This window comes from Lysinibacillus sp. FSL R7-0073 (genome assembly GCF_038009065.1).
GTDB lineage: Bacteria > Bacillota > Bacilli > Bacillales_A > Planococcaceae > Lysinibacillus > Lysinibacillus fusiformis.
Genome location: NZ_JBBPAS010000001.1, coordinates 3,597,816 through 3,614,562, shown reverse-complemented (window position 1 = coordinate 3,614,562; position 16,747 = coordinate 3,597,816). Strand labels below are relative to the sequence as shown.

Sequence of the window (16,747 nt, the reverse complement as noted above, 5' to 3'; positions counted from 1 at the left end):
GCTTATTAAAAGTATAGATGTTGAAAGAAGACCATTTCAAATAATAGCGGAGATGATAACATGAGTGCTTTATTCGGGAACTACGGTAAACGTCGTGCGCAAATCGTCAAAGGGCAGGGCACCGTCGTAGAGGATTCTACAGGAAAACAATATTTAGATTTTACTAGTGGTATTGCAGTAGCAAGTCTGGGGCATGCTCATCCAGCCATCGTGCAGGCACTGCAAGAGCAAAGTGAAAAGCTGTGGCATATATCGAACCTTTTTGATATCCCTGGTCAGGAAACAGTGGCTGAAAAATTAATCGCTCATACGCATTTTGCACATGCTTTTTTCTGTAATAGTGGAGCGGAGGCAAATGAAGCGGCCATTAAGTTAGCGCGTAAACATACAGGGAAAAATCACATTATTACTTTCGAAAAATCATTTCATGGTCGCACATTCGGAGCAATGTCTGCAACAGGTCAAGGCAAAATACATAACGGCTTTGGACCACTCGTTGAAAAATTTACGATTTTGCCATTCAATGACGCTGCCGCCCTAGAAGCTACTATTGATGACTCTGTAGCAGCCGTTATGCTGGAGATGATTCAAGGAGAAGGTGGCGTTAATTGTGTATCGCTAGAATTCGCTAATGCGATTGCGAAAGCATGTGATGACAAGGGGATATTACTCATTATCGATGAAGTCCAGACAGGAATTGGAAGAACAGGAACACGCTATGCCTTTGAACAAACTGTGTTAAAGCCACATATTGTGACATTAGCGAAAGGCCTAGGTGGTGGCTTCCCAGTAGGGGCAATGCTAGGAACTGCCGAGCTTTATTCAACCTTTAGTCCAGGTACACATGGCACTACATTTGGTGGCAACCCTCTTGCGATGAATGTAGCTCAAGCCGTCTTGAGTCATGTTTTTGAGCCAGCATTCTTACAGCAAGTACAAGATCAGTCAGCGTATTTTGTAGCACAACTAAAAGCGCATTTACCTTCTAACTACATTATTCAGGGTCAGGGCTTAATGCTGGGAATTAGCTGTGGCGAAACAGAAGTAGCGGCTTATATCACAGCTGCAGAGGAGAAGGGTCTCTTGTTAGTGGGGGCAGGTCCAAATGTTATTCGTTTATTGCCACCATTAACTGTAACGAAGGAAGAGATTGACGAAGCAGTAGCTATTTTAAAGACTATATTATATTAATCTACAGACAAAGAATCTGCTGCTTATTTAGCAGACTCTTTGTCTTTCTTTTTTATTGAAGTTGTTTTACTAATGTTTTAACTAGTTTTGGTAACCAATCATGAAGTTGACTAAATGTAAACCCTGCTTTCTCTGCTTTCGCATTCGTCATATACCAATCAGCAGGTACACCATATGGTGATTGTGATTCTTCATCGCCACCAACAAGCGAAATTTTTGCGCGCTTTCCACTCTCTTTCTCAATCAATGCAAGAAGTTCTTTCAATGAAATGGCACCAGAAGCAGTAGCATTGTACGGTCCTTCTATAGGAGTAACGCCTGCAAAATATAAAAATTCAGCAGCTTCCTCATCTGTAATATAGCTCATCTGTGCATCGATATTTGGTAATGAGATTGGCTGATCATGTAAAATACGTTCAACATGAAAATGCAAGCGACGTGTGTAATCATGTTCGCCCATAACAATTGGGAAACGTACGGCAACAACTGGGAATGAAGCTTCTTTAAACAACACAGCCTCAGCCTGTCGTTTTCCTTCTCCATAGGAAAATTCATCTCGATCCCCCATAAGAATTTGATAATGGTAAGGATCGAAATCTTCTTCCTTTTTCATCTTGCCATCTACTTCATAGGTTGAAAGAGTAGACGTAAAGACAAGTTTTTTCGTTTTCCCTTTTAAAAGCTCACAAATGGTATGTGCTTCGTTAGGAGAGTAGCAAATATTATCATAAACAATATCCCACGTTGTATGGGCGAGAGCATTTTCTAATGCGTCATGGTCATCCCGATCAACTATTAATTGTTTGACAGCTGTTCCAAAAGGATTGCCGCTTTGACCGCGTGTTAAAATCGTTACATCATGTCCATTCATAATGCAAAGTTCCACTAATTTTTTTCCAAAAAAACGTGTGCCACCTAAAACTAATATGTTCATATTTTCCCTCTCCTTCAAAATAGTAGTCTTCTTAATAATGACAAAAAATCAGACTTACTACAAATCAAAAGTGAATTGTAGTAAGTCTGTTTGACATTGAAACAAAATTGATTATCGGCTTGATGTTTCTGGGGGAGTAGTATTGCTGTTGTCTCCGCCGTTTGAGCCATCTTCCGGTTGGCCTGATTCGTTACCACCAGATCCATTGCCATTGTTGGAGCCGTTGCCGTTACCACCGGAACCATTGCCGTTGTTAGAGCCGTTACCATTGCCACCAGACCCATTGCCGTTGTTGGAGCCGTTGCCGTTGCCACCAGATCCATTGCCGTTTCCTGATCCATTTCCATTGTTTGAACCGTTCCCATTATTACCAGACCCATTACCATTTGTAGGCGGTGTTGTCGGTGGAATTGTCTCTTGACCGTTATCCTCTGGGTCAGGTTCATCATCACTACCACCAGTAGAGGCTACATTAGAATGTGGTGATGCTAAGCCTGTAATATCTACAGCCACTACAACATAGGCTTGTCCACTAGCAACCGTAATACTTTGTGTAGATTCAAGAACGGACGTTACTAATGTGTTGCCACCATTTGTAACATTATAAATTCGATAACCAACTACATCGTTTGATGACTCCGTCCAAGATAAAGTTGAGCCATTTACGGATGCCGTTACCGCTGCAGGTGCACTTCCATCTGCAGGGAAATCAACTGCTGAAACAGATGAATTTGATAAAGTTGAATTCTTTGGTAATAAACTTGCTGGATTACCGCCAAGACGGCCTAACATGCGTTTAATGAACGCTTGATTAATACCTGCGCCACCTGATTTAATAAATTCTGCTGGTGTACTTGGTAATGCATTATAAGTTTTTCCTTTAATCGTTACAACACTTGAAGCAGCTAAACTATCATCTGGTTGTGTAGGTAAAAATACTTTCGCATTAAATAAGTCTGAACGGACTAAACCTGCGTCTGCACAGGCTGCAGAAGGTGCCATCCCAGAAATACCACAGAACGAAGCGGTCACCACATTTTTAGGTGCCTTAAAGCTTGTTGGTGGATCAATAAACTCAGGAGCCACATCGTAAACGGAATTCATTAAAGTACCCCATAGTTTATTGACACGAACGCTTGGCTGTTGGTACGTATTATTAAATGCGTACAATGTACGAGGTTGGTCGTAACCCATCCAAACACCTAGAGATACATTTGGATTATAGCCAACTAACCAAACATCTTTATACTCTTGAGAAGTCCCTGTTTTTGCAGCAAAATCTGAAGAGAATTTTAATGTGTTACGTGCAAGAGTTCCTGTTCCTTTTGTTAACACGTCACGTAGCATATCCGTCACAATATAGGACGTTTCTGGACTGAATACTTGAACGGGCTCTACTTCATGTTTGTAAATAATATTTCCTTCTTGATCTTCAATTCGATCAATCATATAAGCATCAACGAATTGACCACCATTTGCAAAAGTAGCAAAGGCATTCGTATTCTCTTCTACAGTAGTCCCCTCACTTAAAGCACCGATACCAGTTGCTAGGTTAGTGAAATCATCGGGGTGTAATTTTGTGAACCCCATTTTTACTAATAGATCAGCAGGTCGTTTGTTAATAATATCATTATATAAACGTAACGCTGATATGTTTTGAGAGTCTGCTAAAGCTTCACGCGCGGGAATAAGTCCTCGCTCATCACTAGTAATATAGTTACTTGGGCTCCATGAACCAATTGAGAATTTTACGTCAACGAGCGGGCTACCTGCACCAATTACGCCATACTCAATAGCTGGTGCGTATACAAGTAATGGTTTCATCGTAGAACCATTTGAACGATAAGCTTGTGTTGCATGGTTAACTTGAGTTGTATTAAAGTCTCGACCACCTACAAAACTTAAAATTCGACCCGTCGTATTTTCCATTAAAATACTACCCACTTGTACGGGCATTTCGATATCAACTTCCTCACCAGTTACAGGGTCTTTCCCTTTACCAGTATACGTGTGGCCATAATATTGGAAGTCCTTAGCAGCTTTTTGCATGGCATCATACATATCTTTGTTAATGGTTGAATAAATACGATAACCTTTTGAGCGAACATCACGATCTGCTAAGATTTTATATTTATCTTTTAATTTCTTTTCTGTTTTTAATCGCTCTGGGTCAACACCGTCATCTTCTGCGAGTTTTTCTGCAATAATATCTTTTGCGCGACTCTCAAGCTCATATGTAAGCCATGGATAACGATCCTCCGCTCGCATTTCTGGACCACGGAAGTCAGCAGCGATATCATAGTTAAGTGTTTCTTTATATTGGGCATCGTCAATATAACCAGCTTCTTTCATACGATAAAGAACTGTTTTCATCCGATCAATACCTGGTTTTAACGCTTCCTCACTTTTCAGTTCACCCGTATTTGTAAAAGGTGTGTAAGCAAATGGCGCCTGAGGAATACCAGCTATGTAAGCTGCTTGCGCTAGTGATAAATCTTTAGCTTTCACACCAAAGATCCCTTCCGCGGCTGTTTCTACACCTGCAATATTGCGCCCTGAAGAGTTACGACCGTATGGAATAATATTTAAATAAGCCTCTAATATTTCTTCCTTTGTCATAAAATGCTCTAAACGCATAGCAAGTAAAATTTCTTTTGCTTTACGTTCATAGGAAACTTCATTGGTTAATACTTGGTTTTTTATAAGTTGTTGCGTAAGGGTAGAGCCACCTGTCTGTGTAGCAGAATTCGTAACATCTTGTAATAAGCCTCGTATAACCGCTTTTGGTACGATTCCGTTATGTTCACGGAAATATTCATCTTCTGTTGCTAGTACAGCATTAAGAACATCTGGTGCAACATTTTTAAGTGAAGTTTCACGGCGATCTAAATCTGTCCGTAATTTTCCGATATAAATATCGTTGGCAAAATAAATCTCACTTGTTTCTTCATAGCTAAAAATTTGATCTCGCAATTCTTCTTTTGAGCGTAAGGGCTCTTCTTTTACAAGAGAAGCGAAATAACCAGCTCCTACTGAACCGACAAATACAGTGCCAACCAATGCAAAGACTAAAAATAGTAAAAATAAGTTCCAGGTAACGCTACCTGAAATACGTAATTTCTTCATCCATTTTTGTTCAATTAATGTATCGATCTTTGCATTGATTTTTTCAATCCAATCTTTCAATGTATCGACCTCCTAAAATCTTGTTTATTATAGCACATATTGTTTTAGCTCGAACATAGTTATTGACTTTGAAATAGATTCGTATAGAATAATGGTTATAGTTTTCTAGTGATGAAGAGTTTGGAGTAGTTTCTATATTCCCTGTTTAGAGAGCCAGTGGTTGGTGAAAACTGGTCATAATGTAGAGATGAATTACGTGCTTGGAGCTTAGACGTGCGCGCCTGCGATAAAGGCGGTTGAATGAAGTGGAAGGTGGATGACATCTTCAAGCCGGGTGGTACCGCGTTAATTTACAATTTAACGTCCCTGCATGCAATTGTTTGCGTGTAGGGATTTTTTTTATCTCATGAATTTGTCCATGCACGTAGCGAATTTCAATCAATAGGAGGAATCATCATGACAAACGAATTATTACAAGATTTAGAATGGCGTGGGCTGCTATATCAACAAACCGACGCTGATGGTATGGCAAAACTATTAGAAGATCAATCCGTCTCTTTATACTGTGGTGTTGATCCAACAGCAGATTCTATGCATATCGGGCATATTGTCCCGCTTTTAACATTACGTCGCTTCCAAAAAGCTGGTCACCGTCCAATTTTACTTGTAGGTGGAGCTACAGGCATGATCGGAGATCCTTCAGGTCGTTCAGAAGAGCGTCAATTACAAACTGTGGAGCAAATCGATAAAAATGTTCAAGGTATCCGCGGTCAACTAGAACGTATTTTTGACTTTGCTGAAGATGGTAATGGTGCTCAGCTTGTGAACAATCGTGACTGGATCGGCAATATAAATACGATTGAATTTTTACGTGATTACGGGAAATTAATTAATGTTAACTACATGTTGGCAAAAGATACAATTGCTTCTCGACTTGATACGGGGATATCTTTCACAGAGTTTGCTTATACATTAATTCAAGGGATTGATTACAATCATTTATACAACCACTACAATTGTCGTATTCAAGTAGGCGGTTCTGACCAATGGGGTAATATTACAACAGGTTTAGAGGTTATTCGTAAAACTCATGAAGAAGAAACTAAAGCCTTTGGCATTACGATTCCATTAGTAACGAAAGCTGATGGTACGAAATTTGGTAAAACAGCTGGTGGTGCTGTTTGGTTAGATGGTAAGAAAACATCTCCATATGAGTTCTACCAATTCTGGATCAATGCTGCTGATGCAGATGTGATCAAATACTTGAAAATATTCACATTCCTTACTCGTGAAGAGATTGAAGCATTAGCTGTTTCTGTAGAGGAAGAGCCACATTTACGTAAGGCTCAAAAAGCACTTGCTGAGGAAATGACACGATTAATTCATGGTCAAGAAGCGTTAGAGCAAGCTATCCGTATTACGGCAGCTTTATTTTCAGGCGATTTAAAAGCACTTTCTGCTGAAGAAATGAAGGATGCCTTTAAAGATGTTCCTTCTATTGAAATGGCTAAGGAAGATAAAAATATTATTGACCTTCTAGTGGAAGCTGGCATCTCATCATCGAAACGTCAGGCGCGTGAAGACGTTTCAAACGGTGCAATTAGTGTCAATGGAGAAAAAGTGACGGATTTAGAATATGTATTCAATGCAAAGGATCGTCTAGAGGATGCCTTTAGCATTGTTCGTCGCGGTAAGAAAAAATATCATATGGTGAAGTTTGTGTAATTGTTATGATTAAACAACATCCCCCTTTTTTGTCGGGGGATGTTGTTTTTTTATAATAAAAAACTTGGCAATTCTATCTTTTCATATTGTTGAGGGTGCAATATTTTAGCTAGCTTTATAGCCCCTTCAATAAGACGAGGAGAAGGGCGACAATAAAGCCATTCCTCCATCACATGGAGCTGTTCCATTTTCACGGCATGTAGCTCACTAGCATGGGGGCGCTTTAATAAGTTGGTTGGTTGTATCCGCTCAAAAGCTACACCTACCCAAGCCATCATGATGTAGTCTGGCTTTCGTTTAACAACATCTGCCCAATCTGTTTGAACACTGGCTAGTTCAACATCCTGAAATAAATTGACTCCACCTGCAATAGCACTAATTTCTGTTAGCCAATTTATTTTTCCTGGTGTAAAAATTGGGTTTGGCCACCATTCCCAATAAAGGGTTGGTTTCTTCATGAGGGAGTTTGCAACCGTACGCATTTTGTCAATCGATTGCAAATATTCTTCCGCTATTATTTTAGCACGTTCTTCTACATGACAAGCTCTCCCTAGTAAAAGGAGATCTTGAGCAATTTCCTCTAACGAGTTAGCATTAAAAACAATATGTGGGATATTTCTTCTTTGCAATTCCTCGATGTTTTTCTCCATTCCAGGCACACTTAAAGAAGCAAGAACAAGATCAGGCTGTAAATCCTCTAAATCGTTCATATTAATAGATAAATCTGGTCCAAGCTGTGGCAAATCTTTAACGCTTGATGGCCAATCAGAGAAATTATCCACTCCAACAAGCTGGTCTGTCAATCCTAAATAAGCTACAAGCTCCGTATTACTTGGACATATCGAGATTAAACGCATATTGTTATCTCCTATTCTTTTTAAGAAAAGTATAGCGAGAGTTTGCATTCTATACAATGTGTGTACCTCTTTTTTCATCTTTGTGCATAGAAAAAAAGGTGGAGAAAACGCTTTGTTTATCTCCACCTTTTGTTTTTTTATTAATTATGAAAGAGCAACAGCTTCCAGTGATTCCTCTTTTTTCACGATAGGGCCCATTGCATTTGTAATAATTTGTTTAATATCCTCTAGTGTTGCCTTACGAGGATTTGTCTCAGCGCATACATCTAACATCGCATTTTTTGCTAAAATTTCAATATCCTCATCTTTTGCACCTAATTCGCGGAAGCCGCTAGGAATATTTAAATCTTTTGATAGCTTTTCAATCGCTGAAATAGCTTTTTCAGCAGCATCACGCTTACTTAATCCTTCCACATTTTCACCTAATAATTCAGCAATTCGAGCAAAACGCTCAGTACGTGCTGTTACGTTGTAGCGGCAAACATGTGGCAATAAAATAGCATTACATACGCCATGAGGAAGGTTATAGTAGCCACCTAACTGATGAGCAATTGCATGGACATAGCCAAGTGAAGCATTATTAAAGGCCATACCTGCTAAAAATTGTGCATATACCATTTGTTCACGTGCTTCTAAATCAGCTCCATTTGCATAGGCACGTGGTAGGAATTCGGGAACTAGTTGAAGTACCTTCTCAGCACAAGCATCCGTAATTGGTGTTGCATTTGTCGAAACAAATGATTCAATAGCATGTGTCAATGCATCAACACCAGTAGCTGCTGTTAGAGCAGGAGGTAAACCAATCATCAGTTCTGGATCGTTAATCGAAAGTAATGGAGTCACATGTTTATCAACAATGGCCATTTTCACTTTACGTGCTGTATCTGTAATAATGGTGAAACGAGTCATTTCACTAGCAGTACCAGCCGTTGTATTAATAGCAATTAATGGCACAAGTGGATTTTGTGATTTATCAACGCCTTCATAGTCGTGAATGCGTCCACCATTCGAAGCAATAAGTCCAATACCTTTTGCTGCATCATGAGCGCTCCCTCCTCCAAGAGAAACGATTGAATCACAGCCTTCAGCGTGGTAAGCTGCAATACCATCTTCAATATTTTGATCTGTTGGATTTGGTTCTGCTTTAGGGAAAATTGCTACATCAATTCCAGCAGCTGTAATGATGTTTGCAATTTGTTCAGAGAGACCTAATTTGTGTAAGCCCTCATCTGTTACGATTAATGTCTTTTTCACTTCTAAATCATTTAAGTGTTTACCAACTTCTTGAATTGCTCCAGGTCCAAATAAGTTTGTTTTCGGCATAACAAATTGCTTTAGAACGTCTGACATACTTCCAACCCCTTTTTAAAAATTATTATTGCTTGAATGATGGTGAACCACCTTTCGGAATTCATCGTATTCTATTTTTTGTTAAAGTTCAACTCGTATTTTTATTAAAATTGTTCGTTTTACCCTTGTTATTATTTTACAAAAAAGTTAGCTTGTTAAAAGGTTCTTTAAAAATAAGTATTGTATAAGAATATTGATTATAATAAGGTTTGGAAAATGTTTTACTATAAAAATAAAATATATTTTTTGGGAAATGGTTCTATTTGAAGTGGTCTTTGAATAGTAAATAACTGATATTTATTTTTTAATATTAAGGTAGTGAATATGTTATTTTGAAACTATGTAATTACTATTTTAAAGTACATAAAATTGTCACAAAATGAGAGGGGATCATGATCGTTGATTATAATAATTGAGGCATTGTGTTTGTGCTAAAAAACTAGCTGCTATTTTAAAGAAATTTATGGGAATAAAAGTGCTTGCCTTCAATTAAATTTATAGTTAGAATGGTTGATAGTTAGATAATCTAATTAAAAGGTGATTCAATGACAAAACTTAAAAAAACGTACATGAATGAAGATGATTTACCAGCCTTAGGGATAGAGCCGTATGTGGAACTGATTCAGATGTCTTCATCAAATGAAACAAATCATGAAGATGCGAAATTGGGTTTAATGTTGTTATGGTTAAGTGATTATGTTTTAGATGTAACAGACAATGAGTTAGCTCCTTTTGGTATTACAGAAAGTAAATTAGACTTATTGCTATTACTGACATTACATGGAGAGAGACGTGCGACTCCGTCTGCTTTAGCCAAACGACTGGGAATTACGAGAGCATCTGCAACGTCAATGCTTGATTGGTTAGAAAAAAGAAATCTTGTTGTACGAAATCATAGTAAGGAAGATCGGAGGAAGATCTATGTAAGTTTAACGGATGAAGGTCGTACTTTTATAGCTGAAGTTTTACCGACATATTGGTCGTCGTGTGCTTCTAATTTAATTGATTTGGAGCCTGATGAACGAAAAGTATTTGAGAAGCTAGTGAGTAAATTATTAACATCAATACAAAGAAAACTAAATGTGGAGCGTTAAACTGTAGCTATGTTGGTACAGTTTAATTTTCAATCGTTTAATTAGATTATCTAACTATAAGTCAATCAAACTAAAAAGGGTGAATTATTTAATGAATATTGTAATTTCAGGTAATCGCGCAAATTATGCTTTAATGACAACTATTTTATCCTGGACAGGTATGGTAGTGATGTCGAGTCTCTATTTAACAATACCTCTGATTAGTTTATTCAGTGATTATTTTAATATCTCATTGGCTAAAGCAGGCTTTACATCAAGTGTTTTTTCACTTGGTTTTGCACTAGGTTGTTTTTTCTATGGTGCGATATCAGAAAAATATGGTCGTAAAAATGTCATTGTATTCGGGCTTTTTTCATTAAGCATGATCACGTTACTTCTAGGTTTAGTTAATGATTTTTCTTTTATTCTTTTATTGAGAGGATTACAAGGGCTTGCGGCAGCAACATTTTCACCAGTAGCACTTGCTTATACTCTTGAGATTTTTCCTAATGATCGAAAGGTTGGGGCAATTGGTTTTATCAGTACGGGATTTCTTGTAGCAGGTATAGTTGGGCAGGTGTTTAGTGGATATGTAAGTGACCATAGTCATTGGCACGTCATATTTTATGTGCTTGCTGCGGTGTATCTGATAACTGCTTTGTTGGTTGTGTGGATCTTACCGAAGGGAGTACTTCAGAACGAATCTAAAAATATATGGGCTCCTCTGAAGAGAATCGGTATAATTTTTTCTAATAGAAATTTGATATTTAGTTATATCATTGCGTTTGTATTATTAATGTCATTTGTCAGTATGTACATTATTTTAGGTGCATATTTAACGAGTGATTCCTTCAGTATGAAAGGTCAGAACCTCATTTATATTCGTGCCTTTGGGATAGTAGGAATGGTGATGTCACCATTTGCTGGTAAACTAGCGAAGCGTTTTAATGTGCTATTTGTATTAAAAATGGCCTTATGTCTTTCGATTATCTCACTAACCGTGATGAGCTTTGTTTCAACTATAGCTGGTTTAACGATCATTAGTATTTTATTTGTCGGTGGGATTGCACTGGCGGTTCCTTCATTAGTAACACTTGTTAGTCAGTTAGGCTGGAATATGGGAGGGATTGCAGTCTCTATGTATACAGTCATTTTATTTGCTGGAACAAGTGTTGCACCATTCATATCTGTTTATTTAATCCAAACTGGTAGCTTTACTGTAGCCTTCCTTCTTCTTGCTGCAACACTTAGTATTGGCTTAGTTTCTGCGCTAATGATTAAAAGTGGAAAAAACGTAGGTTCGAATTATTGTTCATAGGAATTAGGATCATTATGATTAAAGGGTGAAAAAATACCTGAAACCATGATGTATAAATCGAGGTTAACTTATAAACATTTACAAATGGGAAGATCCACAGACAGATCAGTCTCAAAAATGGATGTAAACACGTAGGAGAGTATAGGGGGAATGATATTTACAAATAGAAATTTACAGTAGTGTAAACAGACCGACAACAAGTAAATGAGCGGCTATCTAATTTTGAGAAATGTGATAAGCTTGGTTTAAACAAATTCTAACCCTAATTTTTGCAATAGCCTTTTGCAAAATTGGGGTCTTTTTATATGGTACATAATTGTGGAATCATTTCCTTAGACAATTCGTTTTCTTTTACAGGGAGGTGCTGATCACAAGATAGGGGCATTTTTCAGAAGTTTCGGGACTTGTTGGAGGCCTTTATTTTAAAGTGATTCAGAGAATAATTTATAATTTTACCTTATGATAAAATGTATTGTCAATAATAAATTTGTGAAATTTTCAAAAAATGTTATAATAGTCTTATAATTATTTTTTGAAATCGTATTTCCGAAATCCGATGTCCTTTTTTACAGATTGAATTTGGATACTTTTTTAATATCTTTTTTAAGCTAAAGAAAAAATCAAAACAGTTATGTGAGCTTTTAAGGAAGTTAGTTGAATAATTATTAATTTATTATCTAATAGTAACCGAGTTTTTATTCCATAAGGAGGACTAGAATAATGAATCTAATCAATAAGAAAGTTACGCACAAGCGTTTTGGCGTAGGTAGTATCGTTAAACATAATGATTCTAGTATTGAAATACATTTCGCATCTGAAAATAAAAAGTTTGTTTTCCCTGATGTATTTGGAACGCATCTGAAGCTACATGATAAAAGTGATGCTAAGTCACTTGAAGAGATTATACAAAAAAAGGAAAATGAACGAAAAGAGGAGGAATTGAAGAAGGAAGAGGAAAAAAATCTCCAACGAAAAAAACTGGCACTTCGCTTAGAACACGAAAAACTTATGAAAAACCATAAACTTCATCCCTCATCACAAATGGTTTTTTGGTGTGATACAGAAGAACAGAATACTTCTTTTTCAGAATGGAAAGTTTTTTCGGGAGTATTAAAAAGTGGAAATAACAAAGGAAAACCAAACAAGCCGAGCCGCTTGCATCCAAATAGCGCTGTGTTATTAACAGCAGTAGATTCCAGCAAGCTTGAAAAAGACAGACGTATCTTAGGTGTCTATATGGTGAAAGAAGATTTTGTTGGTAAAATTTGTGAAGATGGATATATTCCTGCTCATTCAATATACAGAATTCAACTTACAGAACAAGAATCGGATCAGTTACTTTTCTGGAAATATTATTTAAATGAAAAATCTCCTGAAAAAATGACATGGAATACAGGTAAATACCGTTATTTTGAAAATTTATGGATGGCTCAAATTTTACTTGATATTATGTCATTGAAAAGTGACCCAAATGAACGAGAGCAGGCACAACAATTTTTTCAACATTTTTGTAAAATGAATCAGATATCAGCTCAAGAATTACCAAAACCTAATGGTGCATTAATGCGTATTTAGAAGGAAAAACAATCGATTAAATGCAGTACCAAGAAACAAAATTTAACTATTTTAAAGTTGTACTTAAACAAAAGGATGGATGTAATGAAATATAATAAATCAATTATGCTAAAGCTTATCAATGAACATCGAGCGTTGCATGATGAATTAAAAAAGCTAAAATCTGAAATGGGTTTAGAGAAAAATTTTGCTGTAAAGGCTTTGTACCATTCATTTGTTGCAGAGGATGGGCCTTATATGAAAGAATACCAAGATTTAGAGCGATTATAATTAAAAAATAGTTGGAAAGATAAATTTGTAATCAAGCCATTTATTTTATAGTGAACCCTGAAAGTATGACTTTAACCGGAATGGAGAAATCCATTCTGGTTTTTCTTTTATCGATAAGCGACTGGACTGCAACCAGATTTACCCTTTATTCACTTATACTTGTAGTAGTAAACAATTTTGTTGAAGTAAGAATGCGTAGTTATAATATAAAGGCTGAAGTATTCGAGGATAAATAAGAAGATAATTATACTTCTGTCCTCCTCCTTAAAAATCCCCTAAAATAAAAACTAAAATACCCATCTTTTCTGATAAACGTTTGAATGCATAAAATAGACAGTTATCTGCATACGGCTCTTTAGTATGTGAAAAAAAATAAATACATAACCACTTTCTTTAAGTTGTTCACCATCTTCTAATAGAATTCCAGAACTCCACACTCTAATGGCATAAGAGGTTAAAGGTTCAGCTAATTCTGCAATTTCAAGTAATCGATTAAGCTGCTGGATATTCAGTACATTAGGTTCTTCTCGTTCTTCGTCGTTAATAACTACTTTAGTAAAACGATTACGAGGGATTAATTCCGCATCAACAGCCACATTAACTGCAACTTTAAACACACGATGAAATAGTCGAAATATTGAAGGTTTGTAATCCTTCAATAAGGGTGTAATAACATAGGGTATTGGTGGCAGGAGTCAGTAGAAAAAATGAGCGACCTCAGTTATTGAATCTTAAAAATTTTGGTTTCTTTTCTAAAAGCAATCAGCCAAATCTTAAGCGAATGAACCAGTTATTAATAAAGCAAATCGAAAAAAGACAACTATTAAGCACTCTCATTTGAGGGTGTTTTTTCAATGAAAAGAGTGATGAAAAATGTAGAAATATGAAAAAAGTAATAGATTTACCTCGATTATCCATGTATATTTGTGTATAAGGAGGGATATTTTAATGAAAAAATTTTTAAAAATAGGTTGCGGTGGTTTTATTGCTTTATTTATCTTGTTAATAATTATCGGGATGTTTGTTGGCGATGATAATAAAGAAACAACAGATAAAGAGAAAGAACCAGTTACAGCATCAACTAACACTGATTCAAAAAATGATAAACCAGATGCTGGGAAGGACAAAAAGGTTAGTATAGGTGAAGAATTATCAGTTGGAAAAGTTATTTTTAAAGTTAATTCAATAAACGAAGTTAATGAGATTAGTGCTGCTAATGGATACATGAAATATAAACCTGATGCAGAAGGTGCAGTATTTTTGAATGTAAATGTGACTGTAAAAAATAGTGGAACAGAAATGATTCAAACAGATTCGAGTTTCTTTAAATTAAAAGCTGCTAATGGAGCATCATATTCACCATCAACTATTATCGTAGCAGATGATAAATATTTTACTTTTGAAGGAATTAATCCTGGATTAGCACTTACAGGTAACGTACTATTCGAAGTTCCAACTGGATTAACAGGTCTAGACTTACAAGTACAAACAGGTTTTTGGGGTACAGAAACAGGAATTATAAAATTAAATTAATTAATAAAGCCACCTTTGAGTGGCTTTTTATTATGCCAAAAAAAGGATGTGATGACATGGCAACCATCCAAACAGCAATTCAGATTGAAGATCGTTTAAGTCAACCGATGCGTGCGATGCATAATGCAGTATCTATGATGGTTAATCAAATATGATAAAAAACGTGACCTAACTGAGTGGGAGTTAGAGGAAATAGAACAAACCATACAGCGAGCGTTTAAATTGCAAAAATTAGTTAAATTAATGCTATGGGACCAGAATAAACTTCTAGGCCAGGTAGGGTTAATAACTGGCATCGATGTTTATAAAAAGCAATTACTATTAGAAACAGATTTATCAATTAAGCGTATTAACTTTGATATGATCCAAAAGGCGTCATTGGTAGACGCTGATGATTAATCCAGAGCAACGCCAGCTTTTACACAAATACTTATTAATAGAACTAGCAGTAAAGTCACTACAGATGGATTATCAGAAAGTCGAACAATTTAAAATTAAAAAAGTCTTTGTGCCCCTAATTAGTTATAAGGAATGGAATGAATATATTCGTGCTGATTGGGCAGAAGGATCATTTATCGAGAGAAGTAATGATAAAGAAATAAATAAAAGAGTATATGTTAATAAACATTGTAAGATTAAATGATTCTCTTATTTAAAATACAGAACAAATAAGCCATATTGTAAAAAGCTTAAAGTAATTATTAGTTATTATTATGCTTAACTTTGAATAGTCGAAATACCTAGGGCGTTAAATAAAAATAAAGTACACCTGTCCGTTGTTTGTTTTTTAAAAACTAAGTAAGCAAAAAACGCTCCCCCATTAGCACCCCCAAACCCCCAGTAAAAAACGCTAATTATCGAAAGTGAAATACAAAACAAAAACCCCGCAAACACTTGGTATACCAAGGTTACGGGGTTTAAGAATCCGAAGAATTCTACCGTTAAAAAATTAACGAGAGTAGTACTCTACGATGAATGATTCGTTGATTTCAGCTGATAACTCAGAACGCTCTGGAAGGCGAGTGAATGTACCTTCTTTTTTGTCAGCGTCAAATGTTAAGTAGTCAGGTACGAAGTTGTTTACTTCGATTGCTTCACCTACAACAGCAAGGTTTTGAGATTTTTCACGAAGAGAAATCGTTTGACCTGGTTTAACACTGAATGATGGGATATCAACGCGTTTGCCATCTACTAAGATGTGACCGTGGTTAACTAATTGACGAGCTCCACGACGAGTACGAGCTAAACCTAAACGGTAAACTAAGTTGTCAAGGCGAGTTTCAAGAAGGATCATGAAGTTTTCACCGTGTACACCTTTCATTTTACCAGCGCGGTTAAACAATGTACGGAATTGACGTTCGTTCATGCCGTACATGTGACGAAGTTTTTGCTTCTCTTGAAGTTGTAAACCGTATTCTGATAATTTTTTACGTTGGTTTGGACCGTGTTGACCTGGTGCGTAAGGGCGTTTTTCGATTTCTTTACCTGTACCGCTTAGTGAGATACCAAGGCGACGTGATAATTTCCAAGATGGACCTGTATAACGAGACATATTGTTGTCTCCTCCTTTAAATTTGGTTTTTTTGTTGTAAAACAAAAACCAGTAGTACCCATTCTTACACGCATTTTATTTTCATGTATTTTCGCCTATGCAGCCGTTAGGTTACGCAATACACCATCTATTTTTAAAATAGTTGACTATCTAAGTAGTTGTACAGAAGAAAATAGAGGAATAAAATACAATATAAGCTTATACCACTGCTGCGTTTATTTTACACAACCTCCATTGTAACTG

Annotated in this window: 15 protein-coding genes and 1 other annotated feature; of the genes, 9 read left to right on the top strand and 6 right to left on the bottom strand. The window is 36.5% G+C overall.

Going from position 1 to position 16,747, the window contains the following annotated elements:
• The first annotated feature begins 60 nt into the window (after positions 1-60).
• Positions 61-1,191, top strand: coding sequence for an acetylornithine transaminase (locus MKY88_RS18095; RefSeq protein WP_069482356.1), 1,131 nt, complete (start codon positions 61-63; stop codon positions 1,189-1,191).
• Positions 1,192-1,243: 52 nt separating this feature from the next.
• Here the strand turns inward: MKY88_RS18095 and MKY88_RS18090 are convergent, their stop codons facing one another.
• Both MKY88_RS18090 and MKY88_RS18085 read right to left on the bottom strand, forming a co-directional pair.
• Entirely contained in the window at positions 1,244-2,125 is an 882-nt protein-coding gene (locus MKY88_RS18090) for an NAD-dependent epimerase/dehydratase family protein (RefSeq protein ID WP_340814362.1), read from the bottom strand.
• A gap of 111 nt (positions 2,126-2,236) precedes the next feature.
• Positions 2,237-5,311 (bottom strand): transglycosylase domain-containing protein, encoded by a 3,075-nt coding sequence (locus MKY88_RS18085; protein WP_340814360.1) that lies wholly within the window; start codon positions 5,309-5,311, stop codon positions 2,237-2,239.
• Between the two features lie 102 nt (positions 5,312-5,413).
• Positions 5,414-5,622: a binding site (T-box leader), on the top strand.
• Between the two features lie 85 nt (positions 5,623-5,707).
• On the opposite strand from MKY88_RS18085, the gene tyrS reads away from it, so the two are divergent.
• Positions 5,708-6,976, top strand: a complete 1,269-nt coding sequence (tyrS, locus tag MKY88_RS18080; RefSeq protein WP_340814359.1) for a tyrosine--tRNA ligase — start codon at positions 5,708-5,710, stop codon at positions 6,974-6,976.
• Between the two features lie 50 nt (positions 6,977-7,026).
• Here tyrS and MKY88_RS18075 read toward each other — a convergent pair whose 3' ends face one another.
• Positions 7,027-7,833, bottom strand: a complete 807-nt coding sequence (locus tag MKY88_RS18075) for a cobalamin-binding protein (RefSeq protein WP_328203771.1) — start codon at positions 7,831-7,833, stop codon at positions 7,027-7,029.
• Positions 7,834-7,977: 144 nt separating this feature from the next.
• The gene (locus tag MKY88_RS18070) at positions 7,978-9,183 is read right to left on the bottom strand and encodes an iron-containing alcohol dehydrogenase (protein WP_069482351.1); all 1,206 of its coding nucleotides are present in this window, start codon (positions 9,181-9,183) and stop codon (positions 7,978-7,980) included.
• Positions 9,184-9,728: 545 nt separating this feature from the next.
• On the opposite strand from MKY88_RS18070, the gene MKY88_RS18065 reads away from it, so the two are divergent.
• From MKY88_RS18065 to MKY88_RS18050, 4 genes are all read left to right on the top strand, one after another.
• On the top strand, positions 9,729-10,277 hold the full coding sequence (locus tag MKY88_RS18065) for a MarR family winged helix-turn-helix transcriptional regulator (protein WP_008176776.1): 549 nt from the start codon (positions 9,729-9,731) through the stop codon (positions 10,275-10,277).
• Positions 10,278-10,368: 91 nt separating this feature from the next.
• Positions 10,369-11,574 carry an MFS transporter gene (locus MKY88_RS18060; RefSeq protein WP_340814357.1) on the top strand — a complete coding sequence of 402 codons (1,206 nt, stop codon included), beginning with the start codon at positions 10,369-10,371 and terminating at the stop codon, positions 11,572-11,574.
• Between the two features lie 720 nt (positions 11,575-12,294).
• On the top strand, positions 12,295-13,149 hold the full coding sequence (locus MKY88_RS18055; protein WP_069482348.1) for a malate synthase: 855 nt from the start codon (positions 12,295-12,297) through the stop codon (positions 13,147-13,149).
• A gap of 84 nt (positions 13,150-13,233) precedes the next feature.
• Positions 13,234-13,419: a hypothetical protein gene (locus MKY88_RS18050; protein ID WP_069482347.1), complete on the top strand. Its 186-nt coding sequence runs from the start codon at positions 13,234-13,236 to the stop codon at positions 13,417-13,419.
• A gap of 287 nt (positions 13,420-13,706) precedes the next feature.
• On the opposite strand, the gene MKY88_RS18045 is transcribed toward MKY88_RS18050, so the two are convergent.
• Positions 13,707-14,015, bottom strand: coding sequence for a hypothetical protein (locus MKY88_RS18045; RefSeq protein WP_340814355.1), 309 nt, complete (start codon positions 14,013-14,015; stop codon positions 13,707-13,709).
• A gap of 352 nt (positions 14,016-14,367) precedes the next feature.
• On the opposite strand from MKY88_RS18045, the gene MKY88_RS18040 reads away from it, so the two are divergent.
• From MKY88_RS18040 to MKY88_RS18030, 3 genes are all read left to right on the top strand, one after another.
• Positions 14,368-14,952 carry a DUF4352 domain-containing protein gene (locus MKY88_RS18040; protein ID WP_089985673.1) on the top strand — a complete coding sequence of 195 codons (585 nt, stop codon included), beginning with the start codon at positions 14,368-14,370 and terminating at the stop codon, positions 14,950-14,952.
• Between the two features lie 144 nt (positions 14,953-15,096).
• Positions 15,097-15,351, top strand: coding sequence for a YolD-like family protein (locus MKY88_RS18035; RefSeq protein ID WP_340814846.1), 255 nt, complete (start codon positions 15,097-15,099; stop codon positions 15,349-15,351).
• Positions 15,344-15,595, top strand: coding sequence for a hypothetical protein (locus MKY88_RS18030; protein WP_340814353.1), 252 nt, complete (start codon positions 15,344-15,346; stop codon positions 15,593-15,595). Before MKY88_RS18035 ends, MKY88_RS18030 begins: the two co-directional genes overlap by 8 nt.
• Before the next feature lie 306 nt (positions 15,596-15,901).
• On the opposite strand, the gene rpsD is transcribed toward MKY88_RS18030, so the two are convergent.
• Positions 15,902-16,504, bottom strand: a complete 603-nt coding sequence (gene rpsD / locus MKY88_RS18025; RefSeq protein ID WP_008176787.1) for a 30S ribosomal protein S4 — start codon at positions 16,502-16,504, stop codon at positions 15,902-15,904.
• Positions 16,505-16,747 lie beyond the last annotated feature (243 nt).

What these genes read in the sequence shown, in the direction of transcription:
- MKY88_RS18070 (WP_069482351.1), bottom strand. Translation starts at nt 9,183, where the DNA reads ATGTCAGACGTTCTAAAGCAATTTGTTATGCCGAAAACAAACTTATTT.
- MKY88_RS18060 (WP_340814357.1), top strand. Translation starts at nt 10,369, where the DNA reads ATGAATATTGTAATTTCAGGTAATCGCGCAAATTATGCTTTAATGACA.
- MKY88_RS18090 (WP_340814362.1), bottom strand. Translation starts at nt 2,125, where the DNA reads ATGAACATATTAGTTTTAGGTGGCACACGTTTTTTTGGAAAAAAATTA.
- MKY88_RS18040 (WP_089985673.1), top strand. Translation starts at nt 14,368, where the DNA reads ATGAAAAAATTTTTAAAAATAGGTTGCGGTGGTTTTATTGCTTTATTT.
- MKY88_RS18030 (WP_340814353.1), top strand. Translation starts at nt 15,344, where the DNA reads ATGATTAATCCAGAGCAACGCCAGCTTTTACACAAATACTTATTAATA.
- MKY88_RS18065 (WP_008176776.1), top strand. Translation starts at nt 9,729, where the DNA reads ATGACAAAACTTAAAAAAACGTACATGAATGAAGATGATTTACCAGCC.
- MKY88_RS18075 (WP_328203771.1), bottom strand. Translation starts at nt 7,833, where the DNA reads ATGCGTTTAATCTCGATATGTCCAAGTAATACGGAGCTTGTAGCTTAT.
- MKY88_RS18050 (WP_069482347.1), top strand. Translation starts at nt 13,234, where the DNA reads ATGAAATATAATAAATCAATTATGCTAAAGCTTATCAATGAACATCGA.
- rpsD (WP_008176787.1), bottom strand. Translation starts at nt 16,504, where the DNA reads ATGTCTCGTTATACAGGTCCATCTTGGAAATTATCACGTCGCCTTGGT.
- MKY88_RS18095 (WP_069482356.1), top strand. Translation starts at nt 61, where the DNA reads ATGAGTGCTTTATTCGGGAACTACGGTAAACGTCGTGCGCAAATCGTC.
- tyrS (WP_340814359.1), top strand. Translation starts at nt 5,708, where the DNA reads ATGACAAACGAATTATTACAAGATTTAGAATGGCGTGGGCTGCTATAT.
- MKY88_RS18055 (WP_069482348.1), top strand. Translation starts at nt 12,295, where the DNA reads ATGAATCTAATCAATAAGAAAGTTACGCACAAGCGTTTTGGCGTAGGT.